22 protein-coding genes and 1 tRNA gene are annotated in these 19118 nt (G+C 67.2%); 14 read left to right on the top strand and 9 right to left on the bottom strand.

Annotated elements, in window-relative coordinates; all coding sequences use genetic code 11:
- Positions 1-11 precede the first annotated feature (11 nt).
- The gene (rpsD, locus tag BOS5A_RS07005; protein ID WP_151954414.1) at positions 12-626 is read left to right on the top strand and encodes a 30S ribosomal protein S4; all 615 of its coding nucleotides are present in this window, start codon (positions 12-14) and stop codon (positions 624-626) included.
- 144 nt (positions 627-770) lie between these two features.
- Here the strand turns inward: rpsD and BOS5A_RS07000 are convergent, their stop codons facing one another.
- The gene (locus BOS5A_RS07000; RefSeq protein ID WP_151954413.1) at positions 771-2759 is read right to left on the bottom strand and encodes an alpha/beta hydrolase family protein; all 1989 of its coding nucleotides are present in this window, start codon (positions 2757-2759) and stop codon (positions 771-773) included.
- Between the two features lie 120 nt (positions 2760-2879).
- On the opposite strand from BOS5A_RS07000, the gene BOS5A_RS06995 reads away from it, so the two are divergent.
- The 6 genes from BOS5A_RS06995 (at position 2880) to BOS5A_RS06970 (ending at position 7799) form a co-directional block, all read left to right on the top strand.
- Positions 2880-4520 carry a M28 family metallopeptidase gene (locus tag BOS5A_RS06995; RefSeq protein WP_151954412.1) on the top strand — a complete coding sequence of 547 codons (1641 nt, stop codon included), beginning with the start codon at positions 2880-2882 and terminating at the stop codon, positions 4518-4520.
- Between the two features lie 51 nt (positions 4521-4571).
- A complete protein-coding gene (locus BOS5A_RS06990) occupies positions 4572-5543 on the top strand; it encodes an agmatine deiminase family protein (RefSeq protein ID WP_151954411.1) in 972 nt (323 codons plus the stop codon).
- Positions 5544-5545: 2 nt separating this feature from the next.
- On the top strand, positions 5546-5896 hold the full coding sequence (locus BOS5A_RS06985) for a DUF3147 family protein (RefSeq protein WP_151954566.1): 351 nt from the start codon (positions 5546-5548) through the stop codon (positions 5894-5896).
- Between the two features lie 7 nt (positions 5897-5903).
- The gene (gene aguB / locus BOS5A_RS06980; protein ID WP_151954410.1) at positions 5904-6770 is read left to right on the top strand and encodes an N-carbamoylputrescine amidase; all 867 of its coding nucleotides are present in this window, start codon (positions 5904-5906) and stop codon (positions 6768-6770) included.
- A 63-nt stretch (positions 6771-6833) separates the two neighbouring features.
- Positions 6834-7373 (top strand): glycoside hydrolase family 108 protein, encoded by a 540-nt coding sequence (locus tag BOS5A_RS06975; protein WP_151954409.1) that lies wholly within the window; start codon positions 6834-6836, stop codon positions 7371-7373.
- Positions 7374-7388: 15 nt separating this feature from the next.
- Positions 7389-7799 carry a holin family protein gene (locus BOS5A_RS06970; protein WP_151954408.1) on the top strand — a complete coding sequence of 137 codons (411 nt, stop codon included), beginning with the start codon at positions 7389-7391 and terminating at the stop codon, positions 7797-7799.
- Position 7800: 1 nt separating this feature from the next.
- Here BOS5A_RS06970 and BOS5A_RS06965 read toward each other — a convergent pair whose 3' ends face one another.
- Complete coding sequence (locus BOS5A_RS06965; protein WP_151954407.1) at positions 7801-8973, bottom strand: AAA family ATPase; 1173 nt, start codon at positions 8971-8973, stop codon at positions 7801-7803.
- Between the two features lie 119 nt (positions 8974-9092).
- On the opposite strand from BOS5A_RS06965, the gene hslV reads away from it, so the two are divergent.
- The 3 genes from hslV to hslU are packed head-to-tail and all read left to right on the top strand — an operon-like array spanning position 9093 to position 12031.
- On the top strand, positions 9093-9662 hold the full coding sequence (gene hslV / locus BOS5A_RS06960; protein ID WP_151954406.1) for an ATP-dependent protease subunit HslV: 570 nt from the start codon (positions 9093-9095) through the stop codon (positions 9660-9662).
- Positions 9663-9671: 9 nt separating this feature from the next.
- Complete coding sequence (locus BOS5A_RS06955; protein ID WP_151954405.1) at positions 9672-10736, top strand: aldo/keto reductase; 1065 nt, start codon at positions 9672-9674, stop codon at positions 10734-10736.
- Positions 10733-12031, top strand: coding sequence for an ATP-dependent protease ATPase subunit HslU (gene hslU / locus BOS5A_RS06950; protein ID WP_151954404.1), 1299 nt, complete (start codon positions 10733-10735; stop codon positions 12029-12031). The genes BOS5A_RS06955 and hslU overlap by 4 nt, the downstream gene beginning before the upstream one ends.
- A gap of 96 nt (positions 12032-12127) precedes the next feature.
- Here the strand turns inward: hslU and BOS5A_RS06945 are convergent, their stop codons facing one another.
- Both BOS5A_RS06945 and BOS5A_RS06940 read right to left on the bottom strand, forming a co-directional pair.
- Entirely contained in the window at positions 12128-13666 is a 1539-nt protein-coding gene (locus tag BOS5A_RS06945) for an ABC transporter permease/substrate-binding protein (RefSeq protein ID WP_151954403.1), read from the bottom strand.
- Entirely contained in the window at positions 13663-14424 is a 762-nt protein-coding gene (locus BOS5A_RS06940) for an ATP-binding cassette domain-containing protein (RefSeq protein WP_234419232.1), read from the bottom strand. The genes BOS5A_RS06945 and BOS5A_RS06940 overlap by 4 nt, the downstream gene beginning before the upstream one ends.
- Positions 14425-14526: 102 nt before the next feature.
- Here BOS5A_RS06940 and BOS5A_RS06935 point away from each other — a divergent pair, with 102 nt between their 5' ends.
- A complete protein-coding gene (locus BOS5A_RS06935) occupies positions 14527-15306 on the top strand; it encodes an SDR family oxidoreductase (RefSeq protein ID WP_151954402.1) in 780 nt (259 codons plus the stop codon).
- Positions 15307-15440: 134 nt separating this feature from the next.
- On the opposite strand, the gene BOS5A_RS06930 is transcribed toward BOS5A_RS06935, so the two are convergent.
- Positions 15441-15746, bottom strand: coding sequence for a 4a-hydroxytetrahydrobiopterin dehydratase (locus BOS5A_RS06930; protein ID WP_151954401.1), 306 nt, complete (start codon positions 15744-15746; stop codon positions 15441-15443).
- 49 nt (positions 15747-15795) lie between these two features.
- Between BOS5A_RS06930 and BOS5A_RS06925 the strand changes: the two genes are divergently transcribed.
- The 3 genes from BOS5A_RS06925 to BOS5A_RS06915 are packed head-to-tail and all read left to right on the top strand — an operon-like array spanning position 15796 to position 17443.
- Positions 15796-16209 carry a metallopeptidase family protein gene (locus BOS5A_RS06925; protein ID WP_234419231.1) on the top strand — a complete coding sequence of 138 codons (414 nt, stop codon included), beginning with the start codon at positions 15796-15798 and terminating at the stop codon, positions 16207-16209.
- On the top strand, positions 16206-16811 hold the full coding sequence (gene ccmA, locus BOS5A_RS06920) for a heme ABC exporter ATP-binding protein CcmA (RefSeq protein WP_199857266.1): 606 nt from the start codon (positions 16206-16208) through the stop codon (positions 16809-16811). The genes BOS5A_RS06925 and ccmA overlap by 4 nt, the downstream gene beginning before the upstream one ends.
- Entirely contained in the window at positions 16808-17443 is a 636-nt protein-coding gene (locus BOS5A_RS06915; RefSeq protein ID WP_151954398.1) for a heme exporter protein CcmB, read from the top strand. The genes ccmA and BOS5A_RS06915 overlap by 4 nt, the downstream gene beginning before the upstream one ends.
- Before the next feature lie 125 nt (positions 17444-17568).
- Here the strand turns inward: BOS5A_RS06915 and nusG are convergent, their stop codons facing one another.
- The 4 genes from nusG to BOS5A_RS06895 form a co-directional block, all read right to left on the bottom strand.
- Entirely contained in the window at positions 17569-18105 is a 537-nt protein-coding gene (nusG, locus tag BOS5A_RS06910) for a transcription termination/antitermination protein NusG (protein WP_151954397.1), read from the bottom strand.
- An 18-nt stretch (positions 18106-18123) separates the two neighbouring features.
- Positions 18124-18321 carry a preprotein translocase subunit SecE gene (gene secE / locus BOS5A_RS06905; RefSeq protein ID WP_151954396.1) on the bottom strand — a complete coding sequence of 66 codons (198 nt, stop codon included), beginning with the start codon at positions 18319-18321 and terminating at the stop codon, positions 18124-18126.
- 266 nt (positions 18322-18587) lie between these two features.
- Complete coding sequence (locus tag BOS5A_RS06900) at positions 18588-18827, bottom strand: hypothetical protein (RefSeq protein WP_151954395.1); 240 nt, start codon at positions 18825-18827, stop codon at positions 18588-18590.
- Between the two features lie 155 nt (positions 18828-18982).
- A tRNA-Trp gene (locus BOS5A_RS06895) sits at positions 18983-19059 on the bottom strand.
- Between the last annotated feature and the right edge of the window lie 59 nt (positions 19060-19118).

The following is a 19118-nucleotide window of genomic DNA, read 5'->3' as shown; positions in this document are numbered from 1 at the left end:
GAGGAAATACGATGTCGAAGCGCCAGAGCGCCAAGTACAAGCTCGACCGCCGGATGGGCGAGAACATCTGGGGTCGTCCGAAGAGCCCGGTCAACAAGCGCGAATATGGCCCCGGCCAGCACGGCCAGCGTCGCAAGGGCAAGGTCAGCGACTTCGGCATCCAGCTGCGCGCCAAGCAGAAGCTCAAGGGCTATTATGGCGACGTGACCGAGAAGCAGTTCCGCGCCTGCTATCACGAGGCGGCGCGCATGAAGGGCGACACCGGCCAGAACCTGATCGGCCTGCTCGAGCAGCGGCTCGACATGATCGTCTACCGCGCCAAGTTCGCGCCGACGATCTTCGCGGCGCGCCAGCTCGTCAGCCACGGCCACATCCGCGTCAACGGCGTGAAGTGCAACATCGCGTCGCGCCGCTGCTTTGTCGGCGACGAGATTTCGCTGGGCACGAAGGCCAAGGACATGGCGCTCGTCATGGAAGCGCAGAGCCTCGCCGAGCGTGACGTCCCCGATTATGTCGCGCCGGACGGCAACGCGAAGATCACCTTCGTGCGCGTGCCCACCCTGGACGAAGTGCCGTATCCGGTGAAGATGGAACCGAACCTGGTGGTCGAGTTCTACTCGCGCTGAGGCAACGACCTGGCGAAGCTGGGTCGAGCCAACACTCAGCGCGAGCGGCCGGCGTCGCTCAAGCGACGACCGACGGCGCGGGCTTCGCCCGCGGCGCTCCACGATCAACAAGAGGGCGGTCCCAACCGGGCCGCCCTTTTCGCTTCAAGGCCCCTCGATCCCGAGGGTCGTCCGCAGGAACGTATCCGCCTTGTCGAGCATCGCGATCCGCGCGTCGCTATCGTCGATCTGGTGGTCGAGGCCCTTATACTCGACCAGTTCGACCTGCTTCCCCGCATTTCGCAGGCGTGACGCCATCATGCGCGACTCGCCGATCCCGACGTTGCGGTCCTGGTCGGCGTGGAACAGCAGCACCGGCGCCTTGATCGCCGCGACGTTCTGCGCGGGCGAACCTTCCTTCACGTGATCGCCGCGGCCGATGAAGGTATCGACCAGCCGGAAATCGCTGAAGTCGCGGTGCTCCTCTCGCAGCGTCGCCAGATCGGTGACCGGCGCGATCGCGACGATCGCCTTGAAGAGGTCGGGCGCGAGGACCGGCGATTGCAGCGCCGCATAGCCGCCATAGGACCAGCCGACGATGGCGAGCCGCTTCGGATCGGCGATACCTTCCTTGACCAGCCAGCGGCCCCCGTCGTTCACGTCGCCGATCGCCGTCTTCCACGATCGGAAGCCGTTCTCCTGAAACCAGCTGTCGCCGTAGCCCGACGACCCCCGGAAGTTGGGCTGGAGCACGGCATAACCGCGCGCGGCGAAGAACTGCGCCAGCCAGTCGAACCCCCATTCGTCCCGCGCGCTGGGGCCGCCATGCGGCATCACGATCGTGGGAAGGTTCTTCGCATCCTTGCCCGCGGGGACGGTCAGATAGCCGGGGATCTTCGTCCCGTCCGCGGCGGCGTAGGTGATCGCCTTGACCGGCGCGAGCGTGAATCCTTCCAGTTGGGGGCGGGCGGGCAGCAACAGGTCGAGGTGACGGTTGGACTTGTCGAAGACGAGATAGCGGCCCGGATCGACGTCGCTGCCAGCCCACAGGAGCAGCTTCTTCTCGTCGGCGCTGGCATCGATGAAGCGGATTAGCGGCAATTCGGGAATCGCCTTCGACAGCGCGGCCTGGAGCCGTTTCAGCTCCGGATCGAAAAAGGCCGTTTCCCGCCGATCGGTCGCGAAGGTCACGCCGACGACGCGCCGTTGCCGACCGATGCGGACCAGCCCGTCGATATCGACGTCGGGGCGGCCATAGACGATATCCCGCTTGCCGCTGCCGTCGAGCGCCATCTTGAACAGCGCAGACCGACCATTCTGCACGTCGAAACCGTAAGCGACGTTGAGATCGCGATCGACGGCATAGGGATCGAAGCCGATGCGGGTCTGCGAATCGCCGGTGACGGTGCTCAGCTTGTTCCAGGATCGTTCGCCGGGCTTGCGGAACATGTAGTTGATGAACGTCTTGCCGTAGCCGGCGGAGTCCTGCGGCCGGACGCCCATGATCCTGACGGTGCCGTGCCCATCGGTGATGAATTCCTCGATCTCCGGACGGGGCGTCTCGACGACGGTGCGGCGAAACGTGACCGGATCGATCCGCTCCAGGCCATATCCATTGAGTGCGCTCGCTGTATAGGTGCCGGTCGTCTTCTCAGGCACGAACTGGCGCAGCATCAGCAGCGACCCGCCGCTTTCGTCGCCATACCAGTCGATGACCTGGCCGCCATTCTGCATGATCCCCAGGCTGTCCAGCGACGATTTCGCGCTGATGAGTTTCAGCTTGCTGCCGTCGGGGTCCAGCGCGAAGAGGCGAGTGAAGCCGAGCGCCGCGCTGCCCTTCCCGTCGATGGCATAGATACCGCAGACGAGGCGGGCATTGGTCGCCCAGTTGCAGTCGGTCAGGCGTTCCGGCGCCCCGCTCGATTGCAGGATCGGCTTGAGCGTCGCGGTGGCGGCGACGTCGCCCACGATGGCGACGGACTTGCGCCCCGCCGTGGCGAGGACGGCCGCGTAGTGATTGCCATCAGGAGAAATCGTGGCGGAGATGACCTGTTCGCGCGCACCGAAGCGCTTGGCCGCATCGCTTTGTGCCGCAGCCGGCACAGCCGCGATGCCCGCCGCCGCGAGCAGCGTCGCCCGAAATGTCCGTGTCATGTCGTCCCCCAATAGTCCCCGACGCACGCTAGCCGATTGATTTGCGACGGCAAGACCCGAGGATGGTTGCGATCGTTCCGGCAGCCTGTCACGCTGACCACGACCAGAGGGGAAACAGCCATGTCCGATCATATCGTCCGTCTAGCAGTCCTGCTCAGCGCGGTGAGCCCGCTGCCCGCGTTCGCGCAGACGCAACCCGCGATATCGATCGATACGCTGAAAGCCGTGACGCAGACCTTGTCGTCCGACGCCTTTGAAGGCCGCGCGCCGACGACGCCAGCGGAGGCGAAGACGGTCGCCTATATCATCGAGCGGATGAAGGCGGCGGGGCTGAAGCCGGGTAACAACGGCGCGTGGACGCAGGACGTGCCAATGGTCGAGATCACCGCGGAAAACGTCCAGCCGCTGACCTTCACCGGCGGCAAGACGCCGGTCGCCCTCGATTATCGCAAGGACATGGTGATCGCGACCTACCGGGTGACGCCGAAGATCGCGGTCAGGGACAGCGACGTCGTCTTCGTCGGCTACGGCATAACCGCGCCCGAAAAGGGTTGGGACGACTATGCCGGCATCGACGTGAAGGGGAAGACCGTCGTCATGCTGGTCAACGATCCCGACTGGCAGACGATGACCCGGGATGGGCCTTTCGAAGGCCGCGCGATGACGTGGTACGGGCGCTGGCCATACAAATACGAAAACGCCGCGAAGCACGGCGCGGCGGCCGCGATCATCGTCCACGATACGGAGCCGGCGGCCTATCCCTGGGCGGTGGTCCAGTCGTCCTGGACCGGCGCGCAGTATGAGCTGGACGCGGCGGACGGGCATAGCGGTGCGGCGCAAGGCATCGGCTGGATCCAGCTGCCGGCCGCCAGAGCGCTGTTTGCGAGCGCGGGGAAGGATTTCGCCGCGCTCTCGGCCGCCGCCAAGGTCAGGGGCTTCAAGGCGGTGCCGCTGGGCGTGAAGGCGTCGTTCGGCTTCGACAACACGATCCGCAAGCAGGCGTCGAAGAACGTCATCGGCGTGCTGCCGGGCAAGACCGCGCCGAACGAGACGGTGCTCTATTCGGCGCACTGGGATCATCTGGGCCGCTGCGATGCGGTGGACGGCGATGATATCTGCAACGGCGCGCTGGACAATGCGAGCGGGGTCGCCGGGCTCATCGCGCTGGCTGAGGCCAACGCCAAGGCCGGACCGGCGCGGCGATCGATCGCGTTCCTGGCGGTGACCGCGGAGGAATCGGGGCTGCTGGGCTCCGAATATTATGCGCGCCATCCGATCTTCCCGCTGCGCTCGACGGTGGGGGGCGTGAACATGGACGGGCTGAACATCATTGGCCCGGCGCGCGATTTCGTCATCACCGGGGCAGGCAAGTCGGAGCTTGAGGACATGGTGAAGCCCTTCGTCGCGGCGGAAGGCCGCGTCATCACCGCCGAACCCAATCCGGAGCGCGGCGGCTATTTCCGGTCCGACCATTTCAGCTTCGCCAAGCTGGGCGTGCCGATGCTCGACGGCGGATCGGGCGAGGATCTGGTGACCGGCGGCAAGGCGGCGGGCAAGGCCGCGACCGAGGATTACATCGCGCACCGCTATCACAAGCCGCAGGACGAATATGATCCGAAATGGGACTGGACCGGCGCGGTGCAGGACCTGACGATCTATTACGATCTCGGTCGCAGCCTGGCGGACGGGACGGCCTGGCCGAACTGGTATACGACGTCGGAATTCCGCCGCATCCGCGACGCGGATCGAGCCAAAAACTAGGGGCGAAGAAATAGCTGCGGGGTCAGGCGCGCTTTGCTAATCGAATCGCCCATGACGATCAAACCGCCCCCCGCCGAATGGGTCCGCCACACGGCCGTCTGGATCGGCTTTCCGAGCCATCCGGAATTGTGGGTCGAGGACCTCGAACCCGCGCGGGCCGAGGTAACGGCGTTCGCCCGCGCGGTCCATGCGGACGGCGCCGGCGAGCGCGTGATCCTCGTCGCGGCGGACGCCGAGGCGGCGAACGCTGCGCGCCGGATGGCGGGGGACATCGCCGATGTCGTCGTCCAGCCCTTCGGCGACATCTGGCTGCGCGATACCGCGCCGATCATCGGCGGCGACGGCACCGCGCGCGATTTCCAGTTCAACGGCTGGGGCGGGAAATATGATCTGCCCGGCGACGAGGATATCGGCGTGCGGCTGGCGGAATCGCGCGGGATCGCGGTCGAATCGTGCAGCTGGGTGCTGGAGGGCGGCGCGATCGACGGTGACGGGACCGGGCGGGTCGTCACAACCGAGCAGTGCCTGCTCAACCGTAACCGCAACCCGCACATGTCACGCAGCGAGATCGAGGATCGGCTCGCCGGCGATCTGGGGCTGACGGAGGTCATCTGGCTGGGCGACGGGCTGGTCAACGATCATACCGATGGCCATGTCGACAACCTCGCGCGGTTCGTCGCGCCCGGTGTCGTCGCGATCCCGCAAGCCAGCGACAATGATCCCAACTGGCGCGTCTATCAGGACGCCGCGATGCGCGCCGAGGCCGCAGGGCTGACGATCGCGCGCATCCCGTCGCCGGGACGCGTGCTGCGCGACGAGGAGGTCGTGCCGGCGAGCTACATGAATTTCTACATCGGCAACGCCGCGGTGGTCGTGCCGCTCTATGGCACCGACGCTGACCAGGCGGCGGTGCTCGCGATCGGCAAGCTCTTCCCCACGCGCGCGGTCGTGGGTCTGCGTGCCGACGCGATCCTGACCGGGGGCGGCAGCTTCCACTGCATCTCGCAGCAGATTCCTGGGTGACTATCGGCGCGTTCGTCGCGCGCGCGGCACTCGCCGGGCTGATCGTCGCGGCGGTCGCGCTGATCGCGCGGCGTAGCCCGGTCGCGGGGGCGATCGTCGCGTCGCTGCCGCTCGTCTCGGTGCTCGGCATGATCTTCCTGTGGCGCGATACGCACGATCCCGAGCGGCTTGCCACCCATGCCGGGGCGACCTTGTGGTATGTCCTGCCCTCGCTGCCGATGTTCGCGCTCATCCCGCTGCTGTTGCGGCACGGCGTGGGCTTCTGGACCGCGCTGCTCGCGGGTTGCGTGCTGACGGTCTTGCTCTATCTCGCCACGACATTCATCGCCGCGCGCTTCGGCGTCACGCTGTAGGATAGCCATGACCCAGATCACCGTCGGCGCGCTCCAGCTCGCCTTTTCGAACGATATCGACGCGAACATCGCCAGGGTGGCGGAAGGCGTTCGCGAGGCGGCGGGTCGCGGTGCGCAGGTCGTGCTGCCGCCCGAACTGTTCGAGGGCGAGTATTTCTGCCGGATCGAGGACGAGGGCCTGTTCGCCAAGGCCAAACCCGTCGGCGAGCACAAGGCGGTGCTGGCGATGCAGGCGCTGGCGGAGGCGCTGAAGATCTGGATCCCGACGAGCTTTTTCGAGGCGGACGGGCCGCACCATTATAACAGCCTCGCGATGATCGGACCCGATGGCGAGGTCGCGGGCGTCTATCGCAAGAGCCACATCCCCGATGGGCCTGGCTATGAAGAGAAGTTCTATTTCCGCCCCGGCAACACCGGGTTCAAGGTGTGGGACGGGCCGGCCAAGGCATCCGGAGGCCGCACGACGCTGGGCGTCGGCGTGTGCTGGGACCAATGGTATCCCGAAACCGCGCGCGCGATGATGCTGATGGGGGCGGAGGTGCTGTTCTACCCCACCGCGATCGGCAGCGAGCCGCACGACACCTCGCTCGATACCGCAAGGCTGTGGCGGCGCGCGATGGTCGGGCATGCGGTGTCGAACGTGGTCCCGATCGTCGCGGCGAACCGGGTGGGGACGGAGCATGGCCAGACCTTTTACGGCACGAGCTTCATTGCCGACGAGCGCGGCGATATCCTCGCCGAGCTCGACCGCGAAGAGGAGGGTGTCATCACCGCGACGATCGACCTCGACCGCGTAAAGCGCCACCGCGCCGCCTTCGGTTTCTTCCGGGATCGGCGCCCGGACCTCTACGGCCGGCTCGTTCAGGATATCTGATCCCGCCGCTGTCCTACAGCGAACCATATAGGTTATGAGCGCGCCTCTTTGACGGGGGCACGGATGGATATCGACGATCTGATCGACGCGGTGATCGACCGCGAGGGGGGCTATTCGGATCACCGCGCGGATCGCGGCGGGGCGACGCGGTGGGGGGTGACAGAAGCGGTCGCGCGTGCATCTGGATATCGCGGCGACATGCGCGCGTATCCGCGCGAGGACGCGGTTGCGATCTATCGCAGGCTCTACTGGATACGCCCGCGCTTTGATGGCGTGGCGTCGCGTGCGCCGCTGATCGCGGCCGAGCTTTTCGACACAGGCGTTAACATGGGGCCGGCGGTCGCGGCGGCGTTTCTGCAGCGCGCGCTCAACGCGCTCAACCGCGGCGCCAGCGATTATCCCGACGTGGCGCTCGACGGACGGATCGGGCCGAAGACGCTCGCCGCGCTCGACGGTTTCATCGCGCGGCGCGGGAGCGGCGGCGAAGCGGTGCTGCTGAAGGCGATCGAGGCGCTGCAGGGCGAACGCTACGTCGCGCTGGCAGAATCCCGGCCGGCGAGCGAGGCGTTTCTGTACGGATGGCTAGCGAACCGTATCGGCTAAACAAGGGGAAGTGAAATGGGGGTATTGGACGGTATCATCGCGCCGGTAGCGGGGCTGCTCGACAAGATCATTCCCGATCCGAAGGCGCGCGATGCGGCGAAGCTGGAACTGCTGAAGCTTGAGGGAAGCCAGGACCTGGAGAGGACGAAAGCGCAGATGGGCGCGGTGCTTGCCGAGGCGCAGTCCGCGGACCCGTGGACCAGCCGCGCGCGACCGAGCTTCCTCTACGTCATGTATGCGATGATCCTGTGGTCGATCCCGATGGGCCTCATCGCCGCGGTCCAGCCAGCGACCGCGGCCGCGATCGCCAACGGCATGACGGCGTATCTGCGTGCGCTGCCGGAGGAACTCTACACGCTCTTCGGCACTGGCTATCTTGGCTACACGGTCGCGCGCCAATGGGGGAAGGCGAAGGGCGAGAAATAGGTCAGTCCGGCAGGACCCGGCGCATGAACGCGTCGAACAGCGGCACGGTGAACGCCGTGTCGCCGTGCGCCGGGCTGTAAAGCATACCCTTGCCGATCAGCGTATTGCGCGTCGGCGCGACGCTGGAGACCTTGACGCCGAGCGCATCGGCGATGTCGCCCGACCGGTGCGGTCCCGGCCCCAACGTCGCCATCGCGCGGAGATACCGCTTTTCCGCCGGGGTCAGCCGGTCGAAGCGGACGCGGAAGAAGCTGGCGTCGAGTTCGGCCAGCGCGGTGCGCGTGGCGAGCGCCACATCCTCTGCAGTGATTGGCGAGGCTTCGGCGGTGTCCCAGCTATGCTTGCCCCATTCCTGCAGGAAATAGGGATATCCCTCGGTTTCGGCGACGATCGCGGCGATTGCGGCATCGTCGATCGCCTCCCCCTCGCGCTCGATCGGCAACCGCAGCGCGTCGCCCGCTGCGGCGGCGTCGAGCGGCCCAACGGGGACGAAGGCGAACAGCCGCTCCGCATAGGATTTGGCGCGTCCCATCTGTCCCAGAAGTTGCGGCAGGCCCGCGCCGACGAGCGTGATCGGCAATTGTCGCTGGTTCGCGCGGTGCAGCGCGCTGATGAGCGCGGCGAGCTGTTCCTCCGGCACATATTGCAGCTCGTCGATCGCGAGCACCACGGCGGTACCGCGCTCGCGCGCCGCCTCGCCCACCGCGACGATCAGGTCAGCCAGATCGGCCTCCAGATCGCCGCTGTCGGCCAGCCCCGGTTCGGACGCGAAGTCGAGCGCGACCTCCAGATCGTCATATTTAACCTTCAGCTTGGCGAACCCCGCCAGCGCGCTCAGCGCCCGCTTCACCCCCGCTGACGCCTGCTTCACCCGATCGAGCCGCAGCAACGCTGCGCGCAAGGCCGGCACGAGGATGCCCGGAAGCGAGCGGTTCTCCGGCGCCTCGATCGCCACGACGGCCATGCCTTCGGCCTCCGCCGCGTCGCGAATGGCGGATAGCAGCACCGTCTTGCCCACCCCGCGCAGGCCGTAGAGGATTGTGCTGCGTGCCGCCCGCCCCGCCCGGATGCGATCGAGCGCCACCGCGGACGCTTCGATCAGATCCTCGCGGCCGGCGAGTTCGGGCGGACGCGTGCCGGCGCCGGGAGCGAAGGGGTTGCGACGCGCATCCATAGTGAAGTTATGCCAGTTTATCGAAATTCCGTAAACTTGCATAAACTCGCTTGATCTCGCCGTGGGATGGATTGGTCGCAGCCCTTGCGGCGTCACATGCCCCTCCCATATTCCGCTGCATGAGCGGGAACGATCCACACGCCGCGCCGGTCTGGCACGGCACCACCATTCTTTCAGTCAGGCGCGGGGGTAAGGTTGTCGTCATCGGCGACGGCCAGGTTTCGATGGGCCAGACCGTGATGAAACCCAATGCGAAGAAGGTCCGTCGGCTGGGGGCGGATGGCAAGGTGATCGGCGGGTTCGCTGGCGCGACCGCCGATGCCTTCACCTTGTTCGAGCGGTTGGAGCGCAAGCTGGAGGCGTATCAGGGCCAGTTATTGCGCGCCGCGGTCGAGCTTGCGAAGGACTGGCGGACCGATAAATATCTGCGCAACCTGGAAGCGATGATGATCGTCGCCGACAAGGACGTCACGCTGATCCTCACCGGCAACGGCGACGTGCTGGAGCCAGAGGCCGGCATCGCCGCGATCGGCTCCGGCGGCAATTACGCGCTCGCCGCCGCCCGCGCGCTGGTGGACTACGAAACCGATGCCGAGACGCTGTGCCGCAAGGCGATGGCGATCGCGGCGGAGGTCTGCGTCTACACCAACGACCGCCTCACGATCGAAACCCTCGACAGCGCGACCTGAAGGACGATCATGCTCTATTCCAAACTCGGCACGACCGGGCTGATCGTCTCGCGCCTCGCCCTCGGCACGATGACCTTCGGCGCGGGCAGCGGCAATGCCGCGATTGCGCGGACACGCGAGGCGGATGCCGCCGCGATCGTCGACCGTGCGCTGGATGCGGGCATCAACTTCATCGACACGGCGGATGTCTATGCCGGCGGCGAGAGCGAGGAGATTGTCGGCCGCATCCTCGGCAAGCGCCGCGACGAGGTGGTGCTGGCGACCAAGGCCGGGTGGCGCACCGGTGCGCCGCTCAACCGCTCGGGTCTCTCTGCCGCGCATCTCCACTGGTCGATCGACCAGAGCCTGAAGCGGCTCGGCACGACCCATGTCGATGTCTACATCGCCCACCGCGACGACGCGCATACCCCGCTGGAGGAAACGCTCCAGGCGCTCGACGCGATCGTGCGCGCGGGCAAGGCGCGGTATCTCGGCGTGTCGAACTGGTCGGCGTGGAAGGTCGCCGCGGCGCTTGAGCTGCAGCGCGCCAATGGCTGGGCGCCGTTCACCCACATCCAGATGATGTATTCGCTGCTCGGTCGCGGGGTTGAGGATCAGGTGCTGCCGATGGCCGCGCATTATGGGCTCGGCTACACCGCCTGGAGCCCGCTCGCCGGCGGTTTCCTGTCGGGCAAATACACCCGCGAGAACCTCGACGATCCGAACAATCGCCTGTCGGGGTTCGACATGATCCCCTTCGACAAGGACATGGGCTTCGCGCTCGTGGAGACGATGCGCGGCATCGCCGCCGCGCACGACGCCACCGTCGCGCAGGTCGCGCTCGCATGGCTCCTCGCCAAGCCGCAGGTGTCGAGCGTCTTGATCGGTGCGTCGAAGCTCTCCCAGCTCGACGACAACATCGCCGCTGCAAATCTTGCTCTGACGCCCGAGGACCTTGCCAAGCTCGACAAGGCGACGGAGCCGACGCCCGATTTCGTGACCGGCGTCACCCGCGTGCCGGACGGCCCCATCGTCAACGCGCTTGCTGCCCGTCCCGGCGACACCCCGAATCTCAAGGAAGCCCCGGTCGTATGAACGACGCCCTCACCCCGAAAGCCATCGTTGCCGCGCTCGACGCGCACATCATCGGCCAGCGCGACGCCAAGAAGGCCGTCGCGGTCGCGATGCGCAACCGCTGGCGACGCCAGCAACTCTCCGCCGAGCTGCGCGACGAGGTGACGCCCAAGAACATCCTGATGATCGGTCCCACGGGATGCGGCAAGACCGAGATTTCGCGCCGCCTCGCCAAGCTCGCCGACGCGCCGTTCGTGAAGGTGGAGGCGACCAAGTTCACCGAGGTCGGCTATGTCGGTCGTGACGTCGAGCAGATCGCGCGCGATCTCGTCGAGGAGGCGATCCGGCTGGAGAAGGAGCGCCGCCGCCTCGCCGTCAAGGACAAGGCGGAGGAGGCGGCGATGGCGCGGCTGCTCGACGCGCTGACCGGCAAGGGCGCGAGCGAGGCGACCCGCGAGAGCTTCCGCCAGCGGTTCCGCGACGGCCATCTCGACAATACCGAAATCGAGCTGGAGCTGAACCAGGCGCCGCAAATGCCCTTCGACATCCCCGGCGGCGCGCCGCAGATGATCAACCTCGGCGAGATGATGAAGGCGTTCGGCGGCGGCGGGCAGCAGAAGCGCCGCAAGCTGACGGTGCCGTCGGCGTGGGAGAAGCTGGTCGAGGAAGAGGCCGACAAGCGCCTCGACCAGGACGAGGTCAGCCGCGTCGCGCTGGCGGATGCCGAGGCGAACGGCATCGTCTTCCTCGACGAAATCGACAAGATCGCGATGTCCGAACATCGCGGCGGCGGCAGCGTCAGCCGCGAGGGCGTCCAGCGCGATCTGCTGCCGCTGATCGAGGGCACGACGGTCGCGACCAAATACGGGCCGATGAAGACCGACCACATCCTCTTCATCGCGAGCGGCGCGTTCCACGTCGCCAAGCCGAGCGATCTGCTCCCCGAGCTCCAGGGCCGCCTGCCGATCCGGGTCGAGTTGAAGGGGCTGACCGAGGATGATTTCGTCGCGATCCTCTCCGACACCAAGGCGTCGCTGCCCTCGCAATATACCGCACTCATCAAGACCGAGGGCGTCGACGTGACCTTCACCGACGACGGCATCCGCGCGGTCGCGAAGATCGCCGCCGAGGTGAATGGCGAGATCGAGAATATCGGCGCGCGGCGGCTCCAGACGGTCATGGAGAAGCTGCTCGAGGAAGTCAGCTTCGACGCAGAAGACCGCAAGGGCGCGGCGGTCGTGGTGGACGCCGCCTATGTCGAGAAGCAGCTGGCGAGCATCGCGCGGAATACGGATCTGAGCCGCTTCGTACTGTAGCCCCACCGCAAACGCCGTTCGGGCTGAGCCTGTCGAAGCCCCGTTCTTTTTTCTGCGGAAGAAGAACGGCACTTCGACAAGCTCAGTGCGAACGGATCACAAACCGATCTTCCCCGCCAGCCACCGCGCCGCAGCCTCAGGCGTCTGCTTGTCCGCATCCCGATCGACCTGATAGTTCGCCGCCCGCATCGCCTCGACCGGGATGCGGCCGATGAGCGGCTGGAGCGCGCGTGCGAACTGCGCGTCGCTGGCGCGGCCGGGCGCGGTCAGCAGGATCGCGTCATAGCCCGGGATCGCCCGTTTCGGATCGGCGAGCACCGCCAACCGATCCGCCGCGATCCGCCCGTCCGACGAAAAGGCCGAGATCACGTCGGCCCGGCCGCTCGCCAGCGCGCGATACATGAAGGTCGGGCTGTAGGGGGTCATCGCCTTGAAGCGGAGCGGATAGGCGCGCTTTACCGCCGCCCATTCGGGTCGATCGAGGAATTCGAGATCGGCGCCAAGGGTGAGCCCGGGCGCGGCGGAAACCAGATCGGCGAGGCTCGCGATGCCGCGCCGCCGCGCATCGTCGCCGCGCATCGCAAAGGCATAGGCGTTCTCGAAGCCGAGGCTGCCGAGCAGCGTCACCCCGTGCGTGCGCTTCGCCCAGTCGGCGATCGCGGCGACCTGCGCCTTGCGCGGCGGGGAATCCGCCCGGCGCATCTGGCCGGTCCAGATCGTGCCGGCATAATCGACATAGACGTCGATATCGCCGCCCGCGACCGCGCCGAACGCAACCGCCGAGCCCAGGCCATCGCGGTAGGTGACGCGGTAGCCGGCGCGCGTCAGCCGCTCTCCGATGAGGCGCGCGAGAATATACTGCTCCGAAAAGTTCTTGGCGCCGACAACGACGGTGCGGTCGCCGCCGCCGCGCGGCCATAGCGGGGCGGTGGAGGCGAGGAGCGCCGCGCCGAGGAGCAGCAGCGGCGTCCACACCATCCACCGCTTGCGGCGCGCCAGACCGCGTTCGGCGATGGCGAGCAGCGCATCGACGGCGAGCGCGAGCGCGGCGGCGGCGAGGCATCCGGCAAGCACCAGCGGCCAGGCCTGGGTCTGCAGGCCGGCGAAGATCAGGTCGCCGAGGCTCGGCTGGCCGACCGTGGTCGAAAGCGTCGCCGCGCCGATCGTCCACACCGCGGCGGTGCGGATGCCGGCCATGACTATGGGGGCGACGAGCGGCGCCTCGACCAGCCGCAATTTCTGCGCGGGCGTCATCCCGACGCCGTCTGCCGCCTCGATGACGGCGGGTTCGAGCCCGGTCAGGCCCGTTACGCCATTCCGGAGGATCGGCAGCAGCGCGTAGAGGGTCAGCGCGATGAGCGAAGGCAGGAAGCCGAGCGCGGGGACACCGTCGCCAAATACCGCGCGAAGCGACAGGAGGAGCGGATAGAAGAGCGCGAGCAGCGCGAGCGACGGGATCGTCTGGACGAGGCTTGCAAAACCCAGCGCCACGCGAGCCACTGCGGGCGTCCGCGCCGACCAGACCGCCAGCGGCAAGGCGATGACGAGCGCGAGCAGCATCGCGCAGCCGGCGAGGAGCAGATGCTGCGCGGCCAGATCGGGCACGCGGCCCCATGCGTCGGCAAAGCCGTTCATCGCTCGATCGCCAGCAACCGCTCGGCCTGCGTCCGCGGGATTGCGACCAGTGCTTGCGCGGTCGTCCCGCCTTCGCCCGCCAGCAACGCGCTGGGCGTTTCGTCGGCGACGATCCGGCCCCGCTCCATGACGAGCACGCGGTCGGCGAGGAGCAGCGCCTCGGCCATGTCGTGGGTGACCATGATCGTGGTGAGCGCGAGCCGGTCGTGGAGCGCGCGCACCGCCCCGCCCAGCGAATCGCGGGTGACGGGATCGAGCGCGCCGAACGGCTCGTCCATGAGCATGAGGCGTGGCCGCGCGGCGAGCGCGCGCGCGATCCCGACGCGCTGGCGCTGGCCGCCGGAGAGCTCGGCCGGCATTCTCGTGGCCAGCGCGCGGGGCAGTTCGACGAGATCGAGCAGTTCATCGACCCTGACGGCATCGCGATCCCCGGCGATCCGCAGCGGGATCGCGATGTTTTCCGCAACGCTCAGATGGGGGAACAGCCCGACATTCTGGAAGACATAGCCGATCCGCCGGCGCAGCAGGGGTAGCGGATCGGCCGCCACATCGCGGTCGTCGATGGCGACGCGGCCACTGGTGGGCACGACGAGCCGATTGACCGTCTTCAGCAGCGTCGATTTGCCCGATCCGGACTGCCCGACCAGCGCCACGAAGGCGCCGCCCGCGATGTCGAGCGTGACCGAATCGACCGCGTGCGTTTCGCCGAAAGTCCTGGTGACCGCGTCGAAGCGCACTTTGGGTCCGATATCGTCCACCGTGCGACTATGCCCCTGTTTTCCCTCGTGTCGAGTAATGTGGCGACACGTTTCTCGACTTCGCCCGAAACTAACGGATAAGAAACGCCGGGGGAGACGAGAATGACCGAAGCGAAGGCGATTTTCATAACCGGCGGCGGGTCCGGGATCGGCCAGGCGACCGCGAAGCTGTTCGCCGCGCGCGGCTGGCGGGTCGGGATCGCGGATGTGAACGTGGCGGGGCTGGCCGCGACGAAGGCGATGCTGCCGGGTGACGCGTGCGAAACCTTCCAGATGGACGTGCGTGATCGGGATGCGTGGGTCGCGGCGCTCGATGCGTTCACGAACGCCGTCGGCGGTCGACTCGACGTGCTGTTCAACAATGCCGGTATCGGATCGGGCGGTCCGCTTGCGACGACCGATTTCGACGAGCTGGACCGGGTAGTGGCGGTCAATTTCACCGGCGTCCTGAACGGCGCGCGGATCGGCCATGCCTATCTCGCGCGCACGCCTGGCTCGTGCCTGCTCAACACCGCGTCTGCGTCGGCGATCTATGGGTCGGCCGGGCTGGCGACCTATTCCGCCACGAAGTTCGCGGTGCGGGCGCTGACCGAGGCGCTGGACGGCGAATGGGCGGCGGACGGCATCCGGGTGCGCGACGTGGTGCCGAGCTTCATCGAGACGCCGCTCCTCGATGCGACCGCGGGCGGATCGAACCGCTCGATCCGCGAGACGGTGACGTCGGCGGGGCTGGAGGTGACCCCGGTGGATGCGGTGGCGGAGGCGGCATGGGCCGCGGTGCATGGTGACAAGGTCCACACCTATGTCGGCAAGACCGCGCACCGCATGGCCTTCGCTGCGCGCTGGATGCCGGGAAGCCTGCGCAAGCGGATGCGGCGGTAAGAAAATCCTCCCCGGCACGGGGAGGGGGACCGCGCTCGAAGAGCGTGGTGGAGGGGGCCCACCACTGGCGTGACGTCTGCGGCGGCCCCCTTCCGTCAGTCCCGCGGACTGCCACCTCCCCGTGCCGGGGAGGATTACCCCTCCAGGATCGCGTCGATCGCTTCTGCCAGTTCGATATCCCGTTCCGACAGCCCGCCGGCATCGTGGGTCGTCAGCGTGATCTCCACGCGATTCCACACATTCGTCCATTCGGGGTGATGGTCGGCCTTTTCGGCGATCAGCGCGACCTGGGTCATGAAGCCGAACGCCTCGGCGAAATCGGTGAACACGATGCCGCGGGTGATCGCGTCGCGCGCCTCGTCATAATCCCAGTCGGGCAGGCCATCCAGCGCGTCGGCGCGTTCGGCTTCGCTCAACTGTTCGACCTTGGGTTCGGCCATCGCTCAAGTTCCTTGCCGGTTGCGGAAACCAAGCGGTATGCGTGGGGCCATGGGGGAGCAAGCGCCTTTCGGACCACCGCCCGATGCCGACGCGATCGAGGCGATCGCGCGCGCGACCATCGCCAAGCTGCCCGCGCCGTTCGCGGCGCATCTTGGCGACGTCGTGCTGCGGGTCGAGGAGTATGCCGATGACGAGACGCTGGCGGCGCTCGGGCTGGACCACCCGCTGGACCTGACCGGCCTCTATCACGGCCGCCCGATCGGCGAGAAATCGGCCTTCGACAGCGCTGCGATGCCCGACCGAATCCACCTCTACCGGCAGGCGATCCTCGCCGAATGGTGCGAGAGTGGCGAGCGGCTCGACGATCTCGTCGCGCATGTGACGATTCACGAGATCGGCCATCATTTCGGGCTCTCCGACGCGGACATGCATGCGCTGGAAGATTCGGTGGTCGATCCGTGAGCGGCGGCTTCGCGCTCGAGGACGTGACCGGGGTGCGCGCAGGGCGGCTGCTGTTCGCGCGCCTGTCGCTGCGCTTGGTACCCGGGGATGCCGCGCGCGTTACCGGGCCGAACGGCGTCGGCAAATCGAGCCTCCTCCGCATCGCGGGCGGGTTGCTGCGGCCGGCGGCGGGGCGGGTGGTGTCCGCGCCGAGCACCGCGCTGCTGACCGAGGCCGCGGCGCTTGATCCGGAGCGTAGCGTCGCGCAGGCGCTCGGCTTCTGGGCGATGCTCGACCGGATTGCGGACCCGCACGCAGCGGTGGCGGCGGCGCTTCGCGATCTGGCGCTCGATCACCTCGCTGACGTTCCCGTGCGGATTCTGTCGACCGGGCAGCGCCGGCGGATCGCGATGGCCCGTGTGCTCGCGGCTGGCGCAGAGCTGTGGCTGCTCGACGAGCCGGCGAACGGACTTGATGCGGACGCGGTCGAGCGGCTGGAGGCGCTGATAGCACGGCACCGTGCCGGCGGCGGGATGGCGATTGTCGCCACGCACCAGCCCATCGCGCTGCCGGGGGCGGTCGAGATTGCGCTTGTGTCGTCGCTTGCGGACGCGGCGGCATGATCGCGCTGATCCTCCGCGATGTCCGGCGCGGCTATGCGGGCGGTGGGGCAACGCTCGTGGTCGCGTTCTTCCTCCTCGTGACGACACTCTTTCCCTTCGCGATCGGGCCGGATGCGGCCCTGCTCGCACGCGTCGGCGGCGGCGTGATCTGGGCAGCGGCGTTGCTCGCGGCGCTTCTCCCCGTCGAGCGCCTTGTCGCGCCCGATCTGGAGAGCGGCGTGCTCGATCAACTCGCGGTGCGGGGGCTTGCGATGAGCGCGGTCGCGGCCGCCAAGATGATGGCGCACTGGCTGGCGTTCGCGCCGCCGCTCATGCTGGCCGCGTTAATCGCGGCGGGTCTGCTCGATCTGTCGGCGGCGACGCTGGCGACGGTCGAGATCGGGCTGGCGATCGGCACGCCGGGGCTGGCCGCGCTTGCGGTCACGACGGGCGCGCTGGTCGCGTCGTCGCGCGGCGGGAGTGCGGTCGCGGGTCTGGTGATGCTGCCGCTCGCGGTGCCGTTGCTCATCTTCGGGGCGGGGGCGATCGAAGGAGGAGCGGCGGCGTTCAAGCTGCTCGCCGCGGTCAGTCTGTTGCTGGTCGCGGGCGCGCCGTTCGTGGCGGGCGCGGCGATGCGGGCCGGGATGGATTGAGGGAAGGCTCGACGCGGGCGTAGATCCCGCGTCGTCGGTCGGGTTCGGCTACCCCGACCCGCCGCCCGGCGGGCACCGTCTCGAAAATAGCTGCGCTATTTGCGTGCGGCCGTAAGCCTCGCGGTTTACTTGCTTCGTTCGACCTGCTCGAAATCGAGTTCGACCGGGGTCGCGCGGCCGAAGATCGACACCGACACCTTGACCTTCGACTTGTCGAAATCGAGTTCCTCGACCACGCCGTTGAAGCTGGCGAACGGACCGTCGAGAACCTTCACCGAATCGCCGATTTCGTAATCGACCTTGACCTTCTGCTTCGGCGCGGCAGCGGCTTCCTCCTTCGAATTCAACATCCGCGCCGCTTCCGCCTCACTGATCGCCTGGGGCTTGCCCATGCTGCCGAGGAAGCCGGTGACCTTCGGGGTATTCTTGACAAGGTGATAGACGTCGTCGTTCATCTCGAGCTTGGCGAGGACATAGCCCGGCATGAACTTGCGCTCGACCGCGATCTTCTTGCCGCGACGCGCCTCGGTCACGGTTTCGGTCGGAACCTCGATCTGCTCGACCAAGCGCTCCAGGCCCATGCGCGTGGCTTCCGCCATGATCGCGTCGCGAACCTTGCCCTCGAACCCCGAATAGGCGTGGATGATGTACCAGCGTGCCATAATGTGTCTGTCAGGCCCTTATTTCGCCAAGCTCAGAAGGCCCTTCACGATCGTTTCCAGAAGCGTATCGACGCCCAGGAAGAAGATCGCGAGGATCGTGGTCATGATGACCACCATGATGCCGGTCATCACGGTTTCGCGACGGGTCGGCCAGACGACCTTCTTGGTTTCCGCCCGAACCTGCTGGATGAACTCGACTGGGGACGTCTTCGCCACGTGCTCTTACCTCGAAATGCCACCAGCGGGACATGAACCGTCTGCCGCCCCCCGACGCCGGGAAAACGGTGGGCGTTCAATCTCGCTACCGGATTGGCCAAGGCAGATAGCGGCCGGTCCTGCAAAACACAAGCGGTGCGGTCATGGCGCGTGCGCATCGCGACAGCCGACATATCCCCACCGACCTGAAACGCGAAAAGCCCCGTCGACCGCGATCGACGGGGCTTCCCGGATGACCTGTCGCGGCTGGCGCGACGATTATCGGATCAGTTGCTCGAAGAATTGTCGTCCTTCGACGCCGCGATCACGACGATCGCGACGACGCCCGCTGCGATCAGCGCAGCAATGACACCGCCGCCCACGGCCTTGTTGGTCTTGCCGACCGGCGCCGCGGTACGCGCGGACGGCGCGATCGAGAGCGACTGTGCCGGATTGGATGCGGCCATCGCGGGGGCGGTCGCCATCGAGGCAATGGCGGCGGCGGCGAGGATGGACTTGAAGGACATAGGTAAACTCCCTGTGACAGATGGACGGTATTCAGCGCGTCCAACATATTGATGTAACTTAAGTTCCATAGCCCGAAAAAAATCGGTGCGAAAGTGGCTGCAACCGTCCGCCAACGCGCTGACGGCCGGGGCAAGATGCAATCGGGGTGAAAGGATGGCAGGGGAGCTCGGATTCGAACCGAGGGCCTTCGGTTTTGGAGACCGACGCTCTAACCAGCTGAGCTACACCCCTATCGCGGTGACGGCGCTCTTAACGCCGTGCGCGGGGCGCCACAAGGGGCGTTCGTCGTG

Source organism: Sphingomonas sp. EC-HK361 (genome assembly GCF_902498785.1).
Classification (GTDB): Bacteria; Pseudomonadota; Alphaproteobacteria; order Sphingomonadales; family Sphingomonadaceae; genus Sphingomonas.
Note: the sequence above shows the minus strand (reverse complement) of the source record. Positions and strands in the feature narration are given on the sequence as shown.

Coding starts and splice junctions, on each gene's coding strand:
- nusG (WP_151954397.1), bottom strand. CDS start 18,105: ATGGCACGCTGGTACATCATCCACGCCTATTCGGGGTTCGAGGGCAAG.
- BOS5A_RS06945 (WP_151954403.1), bottom strand. CDS start 13,666: ATGAACGGCTTTGCCGACGCATGGGGCCGCGTGCCCGATCTGGCCGCG.
- BOS5A_RS06930 (WP_151954401.1), bottom strand. CDS start 15,746: ATGGCCGAACCCAAGGTCGAACAGTTGAGCGAAGCCGAACGCGCCGAC.
- BOS5A_RS07000 (WP_151954413.1), bottom strand. CDS start 2,759: ATGACACGGACATTTCGGGCGACGCTGCTCGCGGCGGCGGGCATCGCG.
- hslU (WP_151954404.1), top strand. CDS start 10,733: ATGAACGACGCCCTCACCCCGAAAGCCATCGTTGCCGCGCTCGACGCG.
- BOS5A_RS06955 (WP_151954405.1), top strand. CDS start 9,672: ATGCTCTATTCCAAACTCGGCACGACCGGGCTGATCGTCTCGCGCCTC.
- BOS5A_RS06990 (WP_151954411.1), top strand. CDS start 4,572: ATGACGATCAAACCGCCCCCCGCCGAATGGGTCCGCCACACGGCCGTC.
- BOS5A_RS06975 (WP_151954409.1), top strand. CDS start 6,834: ATGGATATCGACGATCTGATCGACGCGGTGATCGACCGCGAGGGGGGC.
- BOS5A_RS06995 (WP_151954412.1), top strand. CDS start 2,880: ATGTCCGATCATATCGTCCGTCTAGCAGTCCTGCTCAGCGCGGTGAGC.
- aguB (WP_151954410.1), top strand. CDS start 5,904: ATGACCCAGATCACCGTCGGCGCGCTCCAGCTCGCCTTTTCGAACGAT.
- BOS5A_RS06925 (WP_234419231.1), top strand. CDS start 15,796: ATGGGGGAGCAAGCGCCTTTCGGACCACCGCCCGATGCCGACGCGATC.
- BOS5A_RS06970 (WP_151954408.1), top strand. CDS start 7,389: ATGGGGGTATTGGACGGTATCATCGCGCCGGTAGCGGGGCTGCTCGAC.
- BOS5A_RS06915 (WP_151954398.1), top strand. CDS start 16,808: ATGATCGCGCTGATCCTCCGCGATGTCCGGCGCGGCTATGCGGGCGGT.
- BOS5A_RS06935 (WP_151954402.1), top strand. CDS start 14,527: ATGACCGAAGCGAAGGCGATTTTCATAACCGGCGGCGGGTCCGGGATC.
- rpsD (WP_151954414.1), top strand. CDS start 12: ATGTCGAAGCGCCAGAGCGCCAAGTACAAGCTCGACCGCCGGATGGGC.
- BOS5A_RS06900 (WP_151954395.1), bottom strand. CDS start 18,827: ATGTCCTTCAAGTCCATCCTCGCCGCCGCCGCCATTGCCTCGATGGCG.
- hslV (WP_151954406.1), top strand. CDS start 9,093: ATGAGCGGGAACGATCCACACGCCGCGCCGGTCTGGCACGGCACCACC.
- BOS5A_RS06965 (WP_151954407.1), bottom strand. CDS start 8,973: ATGGATGCGCGTCGCAACCCCTTCGCTCCCGGCGCCGGCACGCGTCCG.